A 13,280-nucleotide genomic window follows, 5' to 3' on the forward strand; every position below is an offset into this window, starting at 1 on the left:
AACGCCTTCGGCAGCGCGCTTCGCCGGGAAATGCGTTTCCTCGCCACCAGTTTCTGGGACCGTGCGCTGGTGATCTGGGTGCCATTGCTGCTGATGGCGGTGGTGGCGATCCAGTTTTCCGCGGGCGTGATGCGCGACCTGCCGATTGCGGTGGTCGATCTGGACGGCACCGCCGTCGCGCGTGAACTGACCCGCCGGCTCGATGCGGCGCCGGGGCTGCGTGTCGTGGCGCAGGTGCCAGATATGCAGGCGGCCGAACGGATCGTACGCTCCAACCGCGCCTATGCAGTCGTGCTGATCCCGGCGGATACCGAGCGCGCGGTGCTGCGCGGGACGACCGGCAGCATCACCACCTTTTACAACGCCAGTTATTCGACCGCTTCGGGGGCAGCCCTGCGCGAGATTGGCGCGGTCGTGCAGGCCTATGCCGCAACGCTCGGCACCGAGCAGGCCGCCGCTCTCGCCGGGCCCGGCCAGGTGCGCCGGCCGCCGGTTGCCGCGCAGAGCACCATCCTGTTCAATCCGCAGAGCAGCTACGAACTGCAACTCGTGGCGCTGATCCACCCCGCGCTGCTGCACCTGATCTTCATGGTTGCCGTCGCGAGCGCACTGGGCCGCGAGTTGCGCGACGGCACGATCGGCGCATGGATCGGCGGAGAGGATCGGCGGAGGGCGATCGCCGCAGTGGCGGGCAAGTTGACGCCATATCTGGCAATTTTCACCGGCTGGGGATTGCTGGCCACCGGCTATCTCGCCGGGCTGCGCGGCTGGCCGGTCGCGGGCAGCGTGATTCTGCTGCTCATCGGCTATGTCGCCATGTACCTCGCCTATATCGGCGTGACCTTGCTGATCGTCGGCCTCACCTTGTCGATGGGCAGGACGTTATCGATCGCCGGGCTTTACGCGGGCGCCTCCTTCGCCTTTGCGGGCGCGATTTTCCCGATCGAATCCGCCTCCAGCTTCGCCCGGATCTGGAGTGCGCTCCTGCCCTATTCGGCATTCGCCAAGCTGCTGTCGGAACAATGGATTATGGGCGCGCCCGCGATGAAATCTGCCGGGCAGCTGCTCGCTATGCTCGCCTTCCTGATCGTCGGGACAGGCATCGGGCTGCCGCTTTACCTGGCGGCTGCACGCCGACCGCAAGCCTGGGGGCGACGATGATCGGCCGCGCCTTCCTCGCCACCTTCCGCGCAATCCTGGCCGACAGCTCGGCGCTAATGCTGCTGATCGGGTCGTGCCTTCTTTATTCCTTCTTCTACCCCACCGCTTATTCCGGCGAGGTGCCGGTGCGGATGCCGGTGGCGGTGGTCAATCTGGATCATAGCGCCACCAGCCGATCGCTGGAGACCCGGCTCGGCGCGTTGCAACAGGCGGAAGTGGTCGCGCGGCTCCCGTCCCCCGCCGTCGCGCTACGCTGGCTGGAAGAACGGCGGGTGAGCGCGATCGTGGTGATTCCGCAAGGCTTTGAACAGCGCATCCTGTCCGGCGGTCAAGGGACCGTCGCGCTCTATGGCAACGGCGCCTATCTGCTGCGCAGTTCGACCGCGCTTGCCGGCATTGGTGCGGCATTGGGAGAGATCGGACGCGATGCTGCGGTTGCCCAGGCGATGGCCAGCGGGGCGCCGGCCGCCGCCCCGCTGGCGATGATCCAGCGCCCCTTGTTCAACACCCGCGAGGGCTACGGCAGCACGATCTTTCCCGGTGTCGCCTTTCTCATCATCCAGCAGACCTTGTTGATGGGGCTCACCGTGCTTGCCGCAACGATGCGAGAGCGCCAGGGAACGCTCAGCTTCGCGCCACGCACCCTGCTCGGCATCGCGCTGGCCTTTCTCGTCATCGGGTGCGCGGACATCGCCTATTTCACTGGTTTCGTCTTCTGGTTTCAGGATTATCCGCGCGGGGCTGCCGATCCGCTGACGCTGGTCGTGTCCGCAACGCTGTTCATATCCGCGACGGTCGCCGGCGCGTTGGCGCTCGCCAGCTTTTTCCGCACGCGTGAGCGCCCCATCCAGTTGTGGATCGTCACCTCGGTCCCGATCTTCTTCCTGTCCGGTCTGTCCTGGCCAAGCGAGGCGACGCCGCACTGGCTATCGCTGTTGGCGCGCCTCCTGCCGACGACGCCGGGAATCAAACTGATGGTTGGCGTCAACCAGATGGGCGCAACGCTGGTCGAGCAGCGAGGTGCGTTGATCAATCTCGCGCTGCTAACCATTTTTTACGGTGCGATCGCGGTATCGCGCTATCGCCTGCGGCCTTGCGGAGCGCCATAGCCCGCCGACTGAACATGCCCCCTGTTTGGTAGCGAGCCATTCACATCTCACGGCCGATTTTAAACTTTACGGGCGGACGAGGGACGCTCTGCCGCTGTCGTCTCACGGCCTCTTACCCCTTCGTCTTGGGATCTGACGATCGCTCAGTGACTTGGCTCCAGCCGCGAGCGCGTAATTCCACCTTCTGAATGAATAACTGGTTTCGAGATCATGCCTTCAGAAATTGAAGGACACCGATCGGGCGCTCCGCGACTCTGCGGTTGAACGAAACCCGAACGGCCATTTTTGGCAGGAGCGGTCATTCCCCGAGCGTCGGAGAACGACTTGAGTTGGTCGAGAGCTGCTGTCGCGCAGCCTATGGACAGATAGCCGCTTTTGCAACTTGCGAGCCCGTAATCCAAGGAGCCGCTATCTACCTCGAACGCACGTCAATTTTTCACATTCATTTCCATCAGCTGTCCGTCGGCTTCCGTCATTCGTCATTTCTTGGCTCCGGGAGGATTGCCGGTGTGCTGTCAGCGTAGGTGAGCCAGTTGCGCCAGATCGTCGCGGTGCGTGCTTTGGTGAGGGCGATCCGACAACCCAGGTTCATGGCACCGCGGATCGTGCCTTGGCTCCACGACTCGTAGACGGCGTCGCATTCGGCATCGCGGTAGGCGATCCATGCCCGTTCCGCCGTGCGGAGTTTCGCCAGCGCCGCCGTATCCTTTTGCTCCGTCAATCGCTTCGTTCCCGCCGCGTAGTATCGGTTGAGTTCGGCATCGGCGCGGGCGAGGTCGGTGGCGAGGCATTGCTCGACATCGCGCGTGGTCGAACCCTCGCATGGATTTCCGGCTGCCAGCAGCAGCGCAGCGATGATAACCGACATATCTCTTTCCCCAAGCGGCCAATCGACCCGCTTCGATCTACAACGTTTCGACCCGATCAGCCGCCCCGGGTTCCGTCGCGACCGATCGGATGGTCACCCGGTCCACCAACACCTGCACGGCCCAGGCGACGACCGCCAGCGCCGCCCACGGCCAGCCGCGGGTCAGCCACACGTCGAGGTGGAAGCCGTTTGCCGGCAGCGTCAGCCCGCACGCGATGAGAGCGAGCCACTTGAGGCTGTTCATCGCGAACGATGCGCCGTTCATGATCCACAGCTTCGCGCGCGACGATGCCGGTCGCCATGCTGCCCACAACAGGAGTGCGGCCGGGGCGCCGAGGCCGGCGCACCCCGTTCATTCGGGACCGAGGTTCACCTTCGCTATCATGGCGGCGACGAACGACACCACGCACAACAACAGGATCAGCGGCAGCGCGCGGAAGAAGCCGGTGGCGTTGAGCACGCCAACCAGCATCAGCAGCGCGACGATCGCTACGGCCCCGATGACGGCGATCATCGCGGCGCGCCCTCAGAACGCCGCGCGGTCGGTCTTCGGCGCGGCGCGGTCGACCGCCACGACGAAGGAACGCTCGCGTTCGCGGTCCTGATCGGTGCCATCGGCCAGCCGGATCGTGTTGTCGTTGAAGACGATCGACGCCTTGAGGTTCGGCAGCGCCTCGGGCCGGCGTTGGAAGGGCGTGATCGAGCCGCACATCGACTTCAGCGGGGCGCTACACCAGGCGAGCGTCATCCCCTGATCCCGACGACCGTCGGGTGTGCCATATTTCGCAATGACTTGGCGGAGGAAGGCATCGCCCTTCATCGCGTCCTGCGGGATCTGGAGGTAGACATCGGTGACGGTCGATCCGCCCGATGGCGCGGCGGTCAGGCCGACAGTGATTGCCTCGCGATTGGGTCCGACGGCCTTGAGTTGCGTCATCACCCGGTCGGCCATGGTCGGCGATGAAGCGGCACCGGTCCGCCGTCGCGCCGCTTCCGCACGGACGCGGGCGGCGAAGCTGGGGCCGTAGCTCACGCCGTTCGTAGCCGGCATCGTATAGCCAGCTTTCATCAAAGCCGCTCTAGCCTCGCTTGCCGACATGCCCAGGCGGACCCCGGCGACATCGAGCGGGAACGCCGGGTACATGGCGGGCTGCTGCGCCGGTCCATTGGGGAGCGTCTGGGCTGCTACCGACAGGGGTGCGGCGACAACGACGATGGCCGCAGCCAGGAGCCTCTTCTTCATGTGTCCTGTTCCTCTTGGTGTTCAGCGGATCGCGATGGTGACGAAACTGGCGGTATCGGACGCGCCCGCGACGTGACCAGCGTCGAAGGCGTGGGCGACACCAAGCCGCAGCGACGCCGTGCGAGACAGCGCGATCGACCAGCCCAGTTCGAGGTCCAGTTCGCGGGCATCGGGCGTCAGATCGGTGGCGATCCTTCGCGTAGTCAAAGCACCCGAAACGAGGTCGAACGACACCGGCGCCAGCAGCACCGCTCGCGCACGTTCAACCCGCAGCGGTGACGACAGTCCGAGCGTTGCGCGCCCGCCGAACAGTCCCCGCGCGCCTTCCAGCGAGAAGGCGCTGCCGAGCAGCCGGCCCTGAAAGCGAAGCAGGTCCGAGCCGCCTTCGGCCCGCGTCGACGATGCGGTCGCCCGGGCGGTCAGGTCGATGCCGACGAGTTCGCGCCTGTAAATCAGCGTCGCAAGCGTGGTCCGGGCACCGCCCAGGCCGAGCCCCGCATCGCCACGCATACCGAGCAGTTGTCCGCGCTCAACGAGTTCGGACATTTTCAGCCCGACGCCGAACGGCATCGCGAAGCTGACGGTCTGCTGCCGAAGGCGACCGTCGCGCGATGTACCGGAGGAAAAGGACGCCGACCATCCTCCCGCCGACCATGACGACATGCTTCCGACCGGCATCGAGGCGATGCCGCGAAGGGCCGAGCCACTCAGCCCGCTTCCACCGCCGACCGCGATGTTGGTCGCGAACGTCACCTGTTGACCGGCAGTCGGCGAGAACGACACGACGGCTGGCACGCCCGGACGCGAGGCCGAGTGTGCGCCGACATTCGTCGCGAAGCCCATCCGTGCGGCGTCGGCCTGCGCCATGCGCCACGGCGCATCGGTCGGCGCGAGCATCGCGCCGGCGAGCAGCCCGGAACCACGGGCACGCACGCCAGACGATCCGGTCATCGCGAAGTCGCGCCCGTAGCGGTCGAACACCGTCATCTCGCCGGTCTGTCTGCCCAGCGTCGCCGCAGCAGCGGAGCCGCCGAACGGTGCCGACAGTGTGAGCGACGAAAACCGCGTCAGCACGGCATCCGCCGCGGCGAACGACGACGCAGGCGCCTGCGCCTTCATCGCCTTCTCGATGTCGAGCAGGCCCACGCCGTAAACCTGATCCACCCCGGGCGCGCCCAGATCGGTCGCGGTGTCGAGCAGGATGCGGCTGATCTCCTTGCCGCCGAGCCTCGGCCAATATTGCTTGAGCAGCGCCGCGGCGCCGGCAACCGCCGGGGCGGCGAACCTGCTGGTGAGCGGGCGCAGTTTAGGCGAACCAACGGCCTGCCGGCAACGCCATTCTTCACGACACAATGTCAGCAAGCTTTGACATCATGTCGACGCTTGCCAACACAGTAAACAAAGAGTTAATTTGCTGAACAATTCCGACGCTACTTATTTCCAAGCCGCCGCGCGAAACCTGGTCTTCATTTCAACATAAGGTCTTGCTTCGACAGCCAAGCCGAATCACATTGACCAGAATATGATCCCTTTTGGTAGCATATGCTGGTCACGGCACTGATCGACGCACGACGATCGATAGGTATGTCACAGAGCGCGCTGGCGGCCCGCATCGGCATGGCGCCGCTCCGGATCAAAAGGCTTGAGCGCGGCATCGGGTCGGTGGCCACGTTGACGGCGGCGATGGCGGCGTTGGATTTCCGGCTGACTGGCATCGCACCGGGTAAGGATCTGGCCGCCCAGCTACGCGCTAGCCGCTTGCGGCGGGGCCTGACCGTGGTCGACGTGGCGGCCCGCGCAAAGCTGTCGCGCACCACCGTCGTGAGCCTCGAACGCGGCGGCGGGTCCGTTGCGAGCCTGCGGCGCCTGATGGCGGTGGTCGCGCCCAAAGCCCGACGGCGGGCGCAGGAGCGAGCCTATTGGGGTGAGGGCGACAAAACCGACCGCGACGTGCGTTTCACGCCGCCTGATTTCTTGGCGAAGGTCGAGGATGCCTTCGGCCCGATCGACCTCGATCCGTGCGGTCACCGGCTCAGCCCGGTCACGGCGAAACGCCGCATCCTGCTCGAAGAGGGCGGCGACGGGTTCGTCGACGACTGGTCGGGCCGGCTCGCATTCGTCAATCCGCCCTTCAGCGAAATGCTCCGCTGGCTTAAGCGCGCGCATGAGCAATGGTCTTGTGGGAACGTCGGCAGCGTGGTGTGCCTCGTCCCCGCGCGCACCGACGCCCGCTGGTTTCATGAAGTGCTAAGCGTCGACGCCGATATCTTCTTCCTGCAAGGGCGGGTGCGGTTTGCCGACATCCGCGGAAAGTCGCAGCACACACCCTTCGCCTTGATGCTGGTGGCCCTCGGCACCTCGCCCGGGCAGCGGGCGCGCTGGAGTGCGGTGGCCGAGGGGTTCTGGCTGAATCCCTCGCGCGAGAAGGCCTCACTGCCAGATCGGCCAGTCGTGGATGGCGACGCGATCGCCCGGATCGACGCCGCGCTCGACTAGGTCGCGCAGGCGCGCGTCGGCGCGGGCAACGCCGTCCTCGATGTCCAGCGGCTTGAAGCCGAGGTGAAGGATTTCGCTCGGGGCGAGGCGGAAGCTGCCCCTCACATGCGGCTGCGGCAGCAGCAGGGCGCGCGTTCCGCTCTTCGAAAGCCATAACCGGCAGCCGAGGTGCGACCAGCAGATCTGGTCGCGCGGCACGAAGATTGAGATATCGGTCATTTCGGTCACGCCCGCCTGCTCCTCGAAACCGAGGTGCACGAGGTCGGTCTGCGCATCGCAGGCCATCTGACCGATGCTCAGCCGCGCGAGCGGATCGAGCCGGTCACCAGCGAGCAGCCCCGCCGATGGCTTCAGGCGGCGGTTGCCGAGGAGCAGGACAGACACGGCGGCGGCATAGGCGCGCAGGATGGCGGTATCGTTGATCATCTGGGTCTTTCCGATTTTTCATCCCCCAATCGGGGACACTTCATCGGATCATTCCCCTTTCAGGCGGCGGCGCCCCGCCTGCCCGAGGCACCCGCGACGGTCGTCGCGGGTGCCCGGCCCTGGCTCAGAAGGGCGCGAAGCGCGGCGCCCATGCGTCGCGGAACGCGTCCCATTCGGTCTGGAAGATCGTCGGCGCGTCCTTGCCCGTCAGGTCGCGGTGCAGTTCGCCCCAGCCGCTCGCCCGGTGCGCCCGCGCCAGCACCACGCAATGCGCGTGCGGGCGGCGGGCGGACAGTTCGTCGGCGGGCATGTGCACGACGGTAAGACTGGTCAGCCGACGCTCGAGCGCCAGATGCTCCAGCGCATAGGCTCCCACCAGCGAGAGGATATCGCTCGGCTGCCAGCCATGATCGAACGGCATGGTCAGCACGACCGCCAACAGCTTCTGGTGTGCCTTGACCCTGGCGTCATAGCCTTCGAACACCGTCTCCAGCGCGTCGGGTTCGAGCGCAACGCCGGGGGCCGCGACCAGCCTGCTGGTCGCGCAGGTGATCGGCCACAAGCCATCCGGCCCCCACGACGCATCGCCGGGTTTGCTCGGCTGGAGCTTCGCTCGGGCGAGGTCGGCGGTGCTGTTCTTCTTGGCCTTGGCTTTCGGGCGCATCAGCGAAAAACCGAAGTCGGGCGATGCCATCGGCTCGTTGTAGAGCATCGCGTCCACCGCCGACGGACTGATCCACGGGAGCGCCTTCATCAGCGGTCCCCCCAGATCTGCGCGAGGAAGGCGTCGGCCCGGTCGAGGCCGTCGATCGCCTCCTGGTCGTCCCGCGCGGGCGGATGCGATGCGACCTGCAGCCGGTGCTCGGTCAGCTGCATCGACAGGTGCGGATCCTCGCTGTCGTGCGGGTCGGGAACCAGCCACGCATCGCCACGCGGTGACAACCAGAGCCGCCGGCCATGGCACCAGACGTTCTGCTGCCGCCCCCACTGCCCATAGGCGATATAGAGCGTGCGCCGGCCTTCGCTCGATGCCTTGACGACCAGCGCGTCGCAGCGCGCTTCGCGCATGCCCCGGTCGACGATGGCGAGATCGCCGCGCGTCGGCTCGATCGACGGCACCAGCAGCAGATCGGCGGAGGCGGCGTAGAACCATTCGCTGAACGGCGGGCGCAGCAGCAGCCGGGTCGCCGGGTCGGATTGCCAGCCCACCAGCGTGGCGAGCGCCTGGGTCGCGGTCAGCGCACGCATCTGCGCCAGCGCCCGCTCTTTGGTCATGATATACACAAGAAAGTCCTTGGGATTATGCGGAAGGTGGCCGGCTGCACGCCACCCTTCCGCACCTTCATTTTCGCCTTCACGGCACAGCCGCAGGCGTTCCCCAATCTTCCTTCCGCCGGCCCCGGCGGGTCTTCCCGGATGCGCGGGACGGGCTAGCGCTCGGGCCCCCTGGTGGGCAGGCTGACCGGTGGCGCGGAACTTGCCGGACCCTTCGACTTCGCCGCTACGTGCCCGACCTCGGCCGATACGGCGGCGCCCAGCCTATGCATGGTGCTTGGCACCGGATTCAGACGCTGTGCATCCGTCGCAGCCCGCGTCAGCGCCTGCTGAACGTCGGGATGATCACCCCAATGCCGCAGGAGAGTGCGGATCGACTTCAGGTCCGAGATGCTTTTCAGATCAGGGCCGTGCGCCTTTATCGCGTCGAGCAGGCGCTTGATCTCCTTTGCCTGCAGGGTGGCGATGGCGTTCAGGCGCTTCACGATCAGATACCGGAACTGGATGTTTTCGAGCAACGTCCGGTCATCCGCCGACAGCGCGGCAGCGCCGGGCTTCCCGGTCGCGGCGAGGATCGGAATTCGCTCTCTGGCAATGCGGTCCAGCAGCGTGTCGATGCGCTCGCGCACGTTAGGCGGCGGTCCCTTATCGAGCCGTGGGGCAATCGCTGGCGAGGGGTTCGGGGCAGCACTCCTGTCCTCGTCGTTGGCTGTTCGCTTGGCGGCATCACTTGCGTTCGCGACCATTTGTCCGGCCGGGGCTCGCCGCGCTTCCTCGCGTTTCACGGGTCGCGATGTACCGGTCCATGCGCCTATCAATTTCAGCGATGGGGCCGCAGCGAGCGCGCCGACGGTTCGCAACGCCTGCTGCTCCGAAGACAGTTCGACAGGCGGCGAGAAATCCAGACCGGCCACCAGCTTCAGCTGGGCCTTCGCGCGTGCGAGTTCCGCCAGCCGGGCGTCGATCGCGACCTGTCGCAGGTGCAGTTGGCCGATTGCCCTGGCCGCCTCCAGAATGTCCGCTTCTCCAGCAGCGATGGCGGCCTCGACCTTGGCAAGGTGCTCTTCGGCCTCCCGCCGGCGCTTGTCGATGGCCGCCCGATGCGACGCGCTTCCGCCCGCTTCCACAAGGCACCGGTCGCAGTGATCGAGCGTCGCCTGCGCCCGGGACCGGGCCTGCTGGCGAAGCCGGTCGTTCTCCCATGCGAGATCGCGGGTTTCCTCCAGTGTCCGTAGCACGGCGCGGCGTTCCCGGATCAGATCGGCACCGGCGGGCGATCCCGCGACGCTTTTCGCCAGCGCATCGTCCTGCTGTTGCCACGGCTTGAAGAAACTCTCCGTCCGTCGCCGTTCGTTCAGCGCGGCATATTGCCAGCTAGCCGCGGCATTGTAGCGCCCGATCACGGTCGGCACGCCCGCTCGCTCCAAGGCGGCGGCGCGAGTGCCGAGGTGAATCTCCGCCTCCTTTGCGATCCCGAGCGCCTTGTGAGACCGCGGGTCGATCCGGCGATGAATACCCCTGAGCGCCAACCGCTCGTTACAGATGGCGGCGAAGCGTTCGCGCAGATGCGGGACGAAGGCCTTGCCGGCGATCGCGGCGTTGTAGTGCGCTGGCTGCTTGTCGGGCGCGATGCTGCGGGTGACTTCGACGATCTTCTCCTGCCGGTGCGGATAGCGAATGCGCGTCTCGCCCTTGCGCAGGAATTCCTCGGTAACCTCGAAATCCCATTTGCCGTGATGGGCTATCCAGGTGGCCGGGCGATCATGCGCGATGACATGAAGGTGGTAGTTGCGCCCGTCGTTGTCCGGCCCCGGCGCGTGGATCACCGCCGTATACATCATGCCTGTGGATCGGCCCTCTGTGTCGCGGGCGAAGGAGCCGAGATGGTCGCAAAAGTCGCGAACGATTGCCGCGCGGTCGCCGGACCCGAGTTCGTGCGGCAATTCGGCGACGTAGCGATACTGGGTCCGGCCGGCGGAACCGGGCGTGAAGAAAACAGGTGGTTCCTTCTCCGGCCAGCCTGGCACCTGCTGCAGCACGCTGAGGATGGCGTCACAGGCGTCCTGCTCGGCGTAATAGCGTCTCGCCTTGAACGACGTCCTCTTCAATCGACTTGCTGCCCAGCGCTTCTGCTCGGCACGGCAGTGAGCCACGAACGCCGGCGGCAGTTCTGACGCCACCGCCTCCAGCCAGTCTCCGACGCCGCCGGCCTTGATCGTCAGCCCCGCATGGCCCTGTCGTTCGCAGCGATCGACCGCCTCCCAATAGCTGCGCCGGCGATCGGGATCGTCCGATATGTTGCTGAAGATGAGCGCGCGATCCACAACCTCAACCGCATCGCCACGCTCGACATAGCCCGCATGGTCGAGCGCCGACCCGACCTCGACGGCGTCGAACCGCTCGACATAAGCGGCATGATTTGCTGCCAGACCGCCCGCCTTCGCCGCGCCGGACGAACGGGTTACGCAACAGGCGTGGAAGTGGAAGCTGGTCGTTCTGCCATCCGCCGCACGCGGACGACCGGAACACGGCAGCGGGGCGCTGAAATCGGCGGCCATCGTCCAAGCGCTGCGGCCGCCGCCCGTCCGCTTCGCGGCTTCCTCCTTCGCCTGCACCTTGATCCGGACCCGGCCGATCTGGAGCAACTGCTCGTCTTCCTCGCGGGCGCACAGCAACGCGGCGAGCTTGCCATTCGCCGCTTCGATCCTCTGACTGATCGCCCGCTCGCCGACCACCCCACGCCTCCGGCACGCCGTTCCGATGGCGTGATGGTATCAGTGTGGAATGGATCGGTGCCGACGGGAAGGCCCCCCATCGACATGGCAACCACCGCCTTCCGGATCACCCGCCTGCGGGTGAGGAGGACCGCGCCCGCCGGGCGCCACCCGGACCCGGCGATCGGGTCCGCGCACCAGCGTCGCTCGGGTTTACCCAGCGACGCGGTATTGCGCCTGAAATTTCCTCACCCTCCCGTAAAACCTTCGCCAGATCCATCGCGGTCTGGCGGCACGGTCCCTGGCCGGGTATCCGTTCGCGCGAGCAGCATTGGGACGATGATGGCAAGAGCGGCGAAGAAGACGACGGCGGGCGGTGATTTGGGTTTCGAGGCGGAGCTTTTCCGGGCCGCCGACAAGCTGCGCGGCAATATGGAGCCGTCGGACTATAAGCATGTCGTGCTGGGCCTTATCTTCCTGAAGCACATATCCGAGGGGTTCGAGGCGAAGCACGCCCAACTGCTCGCCGAATATCCCGAGGGCGCCGAGGACGAGGACGAATACCGCGCCGACAACATCTTCTGGGTGCCGAAGGGCGCACGCTGGTCGCACCTCCAGGCGAACGCGAAGCAGCCCGGCATCGGCAAGGTCATCGACGACGCCATGCTGGAGATCGAGAAGGTCAATCCGGGGCTGAAGGGCGTGCTGCCCAAGGATTACGCCCGCCCCGGCCTGAATGCAGTGATGCTGGGCGAACTGATCGACCTGATCTCCGGCATTGGCTTCAAGGACGCCAGCAATGCGTCCCGCGACCTGCTCGGCCGGGTCTACGAATATTTCCTCGGCCAGTTCGCCGGCAGCGAGGGCAAGCGTGGCGGCGAGTTTTATACGCCGCGCTCGGTCGTTCGGACGATGGTCGAGATGCTCGAGCCGTACAAGGGCCGCGTTTACGATCCGTGCTGCGGGTCGGGCGGCATGTTCGTTCAGTCGGAGAAGTTCGTCGAAAGCCACGGCGGGCGGATCGGCGACATCGCCATCTATGGCCAGGAATCCAACCACACGACGTGGCGGCTGGCGATGATGAACCTGGCGGTGCGCGGCATCGACGCCGACATCCGCTGGAACAGCGAAGGCAGCTTCCACAAGGACGAACTGCCCGACCTCCGCGCCGATTACGTGCTGGCCAACCCGCCGTTCAATATCTCCGACTGGGGCGGTGACCGGATCAAGCAGGACGCGCGGTGGCAGTTCGGCCCGCCGCCCGCCAGCAACGCCAACTTTGCCTGGCTCCAACACATCCTGCACCATCTGGCGCCCACCGGCACCGCCGGCGTCATCCTCGCCAACGGGTCGATGTCCTCGACCCAGAATGGCGAAGGCGACATCCGCCGCGCGATGGTGGACGGCGACGTGATCGACTGCATGATCGCGATGCCGGGCCAGCTCTTCTATTCGACGCAGATTCCGGTGTGCATCTGGTTCCTGGCGAAGGACAAGTCGAACGGCATCGGCCGCGACAAGACGCTGCGCGACCGGCGTGGCGAGATCCTGTTCATCGACGCGCGCAAGCTCGGCCACATGGTCGACCGCACACGGCGCGAGTTCAGCGATGCCGATATCGCGAAGATCGCCGACACCTATCATGCCTGGCGCGAGGGGGAGGGCTATGCCGACGTTCCCGGCTTCGCCTGCGCCGCCCGCCACGACGTCATCGCTGGCCACGGCTATGTCCTCACCCCCGGCCGCTATGTCGGTGCCGAAGATGTCGAAGCGGACGCCGTCCCCTTCGCCGAACGCTTCGCCATCCTCCAGGCCACACTGGAGGAGCAGTTCGCGGAAAGTGCGCGGCTGACCGAGGTCATCCGCCAGCGATTGGCCAGCGTGATCGTGCCGGACGAGCGCCCGAATGCGTAAAGAAAACCGCGAAAATTTTGCACGTCGCGGCGCATGTGTAAAAGAAACCGCGATGTTTTTGCAGGACGATGCGA

Annotated in this window: 13 protein-coding genes; 4 read left to right on the forward strand and 9 right to left on the reverse strand. The window is 66.1% G+C overall.

Annotated features, from left to right (window positions below):
- Positions 1-30 precede the first annotated feature (30 nt).
- Together COA07_RS10725 and COA07_RS10730 are read left to right on the forward strand one after the other, a co-directional pair.
- Positions 31-1,161, forward strand: a complete 1,131-nt coding sequence (locus tag COA07_RS10725; protein ID WP_066688353.1) for an ABC transporter permease — start codon at positions 31-33, stop codon at positions 1,159-1,161.
- Positions 1,158-2,270: an ABC transporter permease gene (locus COA07_RS10730; protein WP_066688351.1), complete on the forward strand. Its 1,113-nt coding sequence runs from the start codon at positions 1,158-1,160 to the stop codon at positions 2,268-2,270. Before COA07_RS10725 ends, COA07_RS10730 begins: the two co-directional genes overlap by 4 nt.
- Positions 2,271-2,742: 472 nt before the next feature.
- Here the strand turns inward: COA07_RS10730 and COA07_RS10735 are convergent, their stop codons facing one another.
- The 5 genes from COA07_RS10735 to COA07_RS10750 all read right to left on the reverse strand — a co-directional run bounded on the left by COA07_RS10735 (position 2,743) and on the right by COA07_RS10750 (position 5,743).
- Positions 2,743-3,138 carry a lysozyme inhibitor LprI family protein gene (locus COA07_RS10735; protein ID WP_066706815.1) on the reverse strand — a complete coding sequence of 132 codons (396 nt, stop codon included), beginning with the start codon at positions 3,136-3,138 and terminating at the stop codon, positions 2,743-2,745.
- A gap of 37 nt (positions 3,139-3,175) precedes the next feature.
- A complete protein-coding gene (locus tag COA07_RS10740) occupies positions 3,176-3,403 on the reverse strand; it encodes a hypothetical protein (RefSeq protein WP_066706812.1) in 228 nt (75 codons plus the stop codon).
- 87 nt (positions 3,404-3,490) lie between these two features.
- Entirely contained in the window at positions 3,491-3,652 is a 162-nt protein-coding gene (locus COA07_RS18290) for a hypothetical protein (RefSeq protein ID WP_157085161.1), read from the reverse strand.
- A gap of 12 nt (positions 3,653-3,664) precedes the next feature.
- Positions 3,665-4,381, reverse strand: coding sequence for a hypothetical protein (locus COA07_RS17950; protein ID WP_141396509.1), 717 nt, complete (start codon positions 4,379-4,381; stop codon positions 3,665-3,667).
- 21 nt (positions 4,382-4,402) lie between these two features.
- Entirely contained in the window at positions 4,403-5,743 is a 1,341-nt protein-coding gene (locus COA07_RS10750) for a S8 family serine peptidase (protein ID WP_141396510.1), read from the reverse strand.
- A 180-nt stretch (positions 5,744-5,923) separates the two neighbouring features.
- On the opposite strand from COA07_RS10750, the gene COA07_RS10755 reads away from it, so the two are divergent.
- Positions 5,924-6,877 (forward strand): DNA N-6-adenine-methyltransferase, encoded by a 954-nt coding sequence (locus COA07_RS10755; protein ID WP_066706804.1) that lies wholly within the window; start codon positions 5,924-5,926, stop codon positions 6,875-6,877.
- Here the strand turns inward: COA07_RS10755 and COA07_RS10760 are convergent.
- The 4 genes from COA07_RS10760 to COA07_RS10775 all read right to left on the reverse strand — a co-directional run bounded on the left by COA07_RS10760 (position 6,812) and on the right by COA07_RS10775 (position 11,136).
- The gene (locus COA07_RS10760; protein ID WP_066706802.1) at positions 6,812-7,303 is read right to left on the reverse strand and encodes a hypothetical protein; all 492 of its coding nucleotides are present in this window, start codon (positions 7,301-7,303) and stop codon (positions 6,812-6,814) included. The two genes, COA07_RS10755 and COA07_RS10760, sit on opposite strands and share 66 nt — an antisense overlap.
- Before the next feature lie 124 nt (positions 7,304-7,427).
- Positions 7,428-8,057 carry a hypothetical protein gene (locus tag COA07_RS10765; protein WP_066706799.1) on the reverse strand — a complete coding sequence of 210 codons (630 nt, stop codon included), beginning with the start codon at positions 8,055-8,057 and terminating at the stop codon, positions 7,428-7,430.
- Positions 8,057-8,578, reverse strand: a complete 522-nt coding sequence (locus COA07_RS10770) for a hypothetical protein (RefSeq protein WP_141396511.1) — start codon at positions 8,576-8,578, stop codon at positions 8,057-8,059. Before COA07_RS10770 ends, COA07_RS10765 begins: the two co-directional genes overlap by 1 nt.
- 155 nt (positions 8,579-8,733) lie before the next feature.
- A complete protein-coding gene (locus COA07_RS10775; RefSeq protein WP_141396512.1) occupies positions 8,734-11,136 on the reverse strand; it encodes a MobA/MobL family protein in 2,403 nt (800 codons plus the stop codon).
- Between COA07_RS10775 and COA07_RS10780 the strand changes: the two genes are divergently transcribed.
- The gene (locus tag COA07_RS10780; RefSeq protein ID WP_245842113.1) at positions 11,053-13,206 is read left to right on the forward strand and encodes a class I SAM-dependent DNA methyltransferase; all 2,154 of its coding nucleotides are present in this window, start codon (positions 11,053-11,055) and stop codon (positions 13,204-13,206) included. The two genes, COA07_RS10775 and COA07_RS10780, sit on opposite strands and share 84 nt — an antisense overlap.
- The last annotated feature ends 74 nt before the right edge of the window (positions 13,207-13,280 follow it).

The sequence above is a fragment of the Sphingomonas adhaesiva genome (genome assembly GCF_002374855.1).
GTDB classification, from domain to species: domain Bacteria; phylum Pseudomonadota; class Alphaproteobacteria; order Sphingomonadales; family Sphingomonadaceae; genus Sphingomonas; species Sphingomonas adhaesiva.

What these genes read in the sequence shown, in the direction of transcription:
- COA07_RS10725 (WP_066688353.1), top strand. Translation starts at nt 31, where the DNA reads ATGCGTTTCCTCGCCACCAGTTTCTGGGACCGTGCGCTGGTGATCTGG.
- COA07_RS10730 (WP_066688351.1), top strand. Translation starts at nt 1,158, where the DNA reads ATGATCGGCCGCGCCTTCCTCGCCACCTTCCGCGCAATCCTGGCCGAC.
- COA07_RS10735 (WP_066706815.1), bottom strand. Translation starts at nt 3,138, where the DNA reads ATGTCGGTTATCATCGCTGCGCTGCTGCTGGCAGCCGGAAATCCATGC.
- COA07_RS10740 (WP_066706812.1), bottom strand. Translation starts at nt 3,403, where the DNA reads ATGAACGGCGCATCGTTCGCGATGAACAGCCTCAAGTGGCTCGCTCTC.
- COA07_RS18290 (WP_157085161.1), bottom strand. Translation starts at nt 3,652, where the DNA reads ATGATCGCCGTCATCGGGGCCGTAGCGATCGTCGCGCTGCTGATGCTG.
- COA07_RS17950 (WP_141396509.1), bottom strand. Translation starts at nt 4,381, where the DNA reads ATGAAGAAGAGGCTCCTGGCTGCGGCCATCGTCGTTGTCGCCGCACCC.
- COA07_RS10755 (WP_066706804.1), top strand. Translation starts at nt 5,924, where the DNA reads ATGCTGGTCACGGCACTGATCGACGCACGACGATCGATAGGTATGTCA.
- COA07_RS10760 (WP_066706802.1), bottom strand. Translation starts at nt 7,303, where the DNA reads ATGATCAACGATACCGCCATCCTGCGCGCCTATGCCGCCGCCGTGTCT.
- COA07_RS10765 (WP_066706799.1), bottom strand. Translation starts at nt 8,057, where the DNA reads ATGAAGGCGCTCCCGTGGATCAGTCCGTCGGCGGTGGACGCGATGCTC.
- COA07_RS10770 (WP_141396511.1), bottom strand. Translation starts at nt 8,578, where the DNA reads ATGACCAAAGAGCGGGCGCTGGCGCAGATGCGTGCGCTGACCGCGACC.
- COA07_RS10775 (WP_141396512.1), bottom strand. Translation starts at nt 11,136, where the DNA reads ATGGCCGCCGATTTCAGCGCCCCGCTGCCGTGTTCCGGTCGTCCGCGT.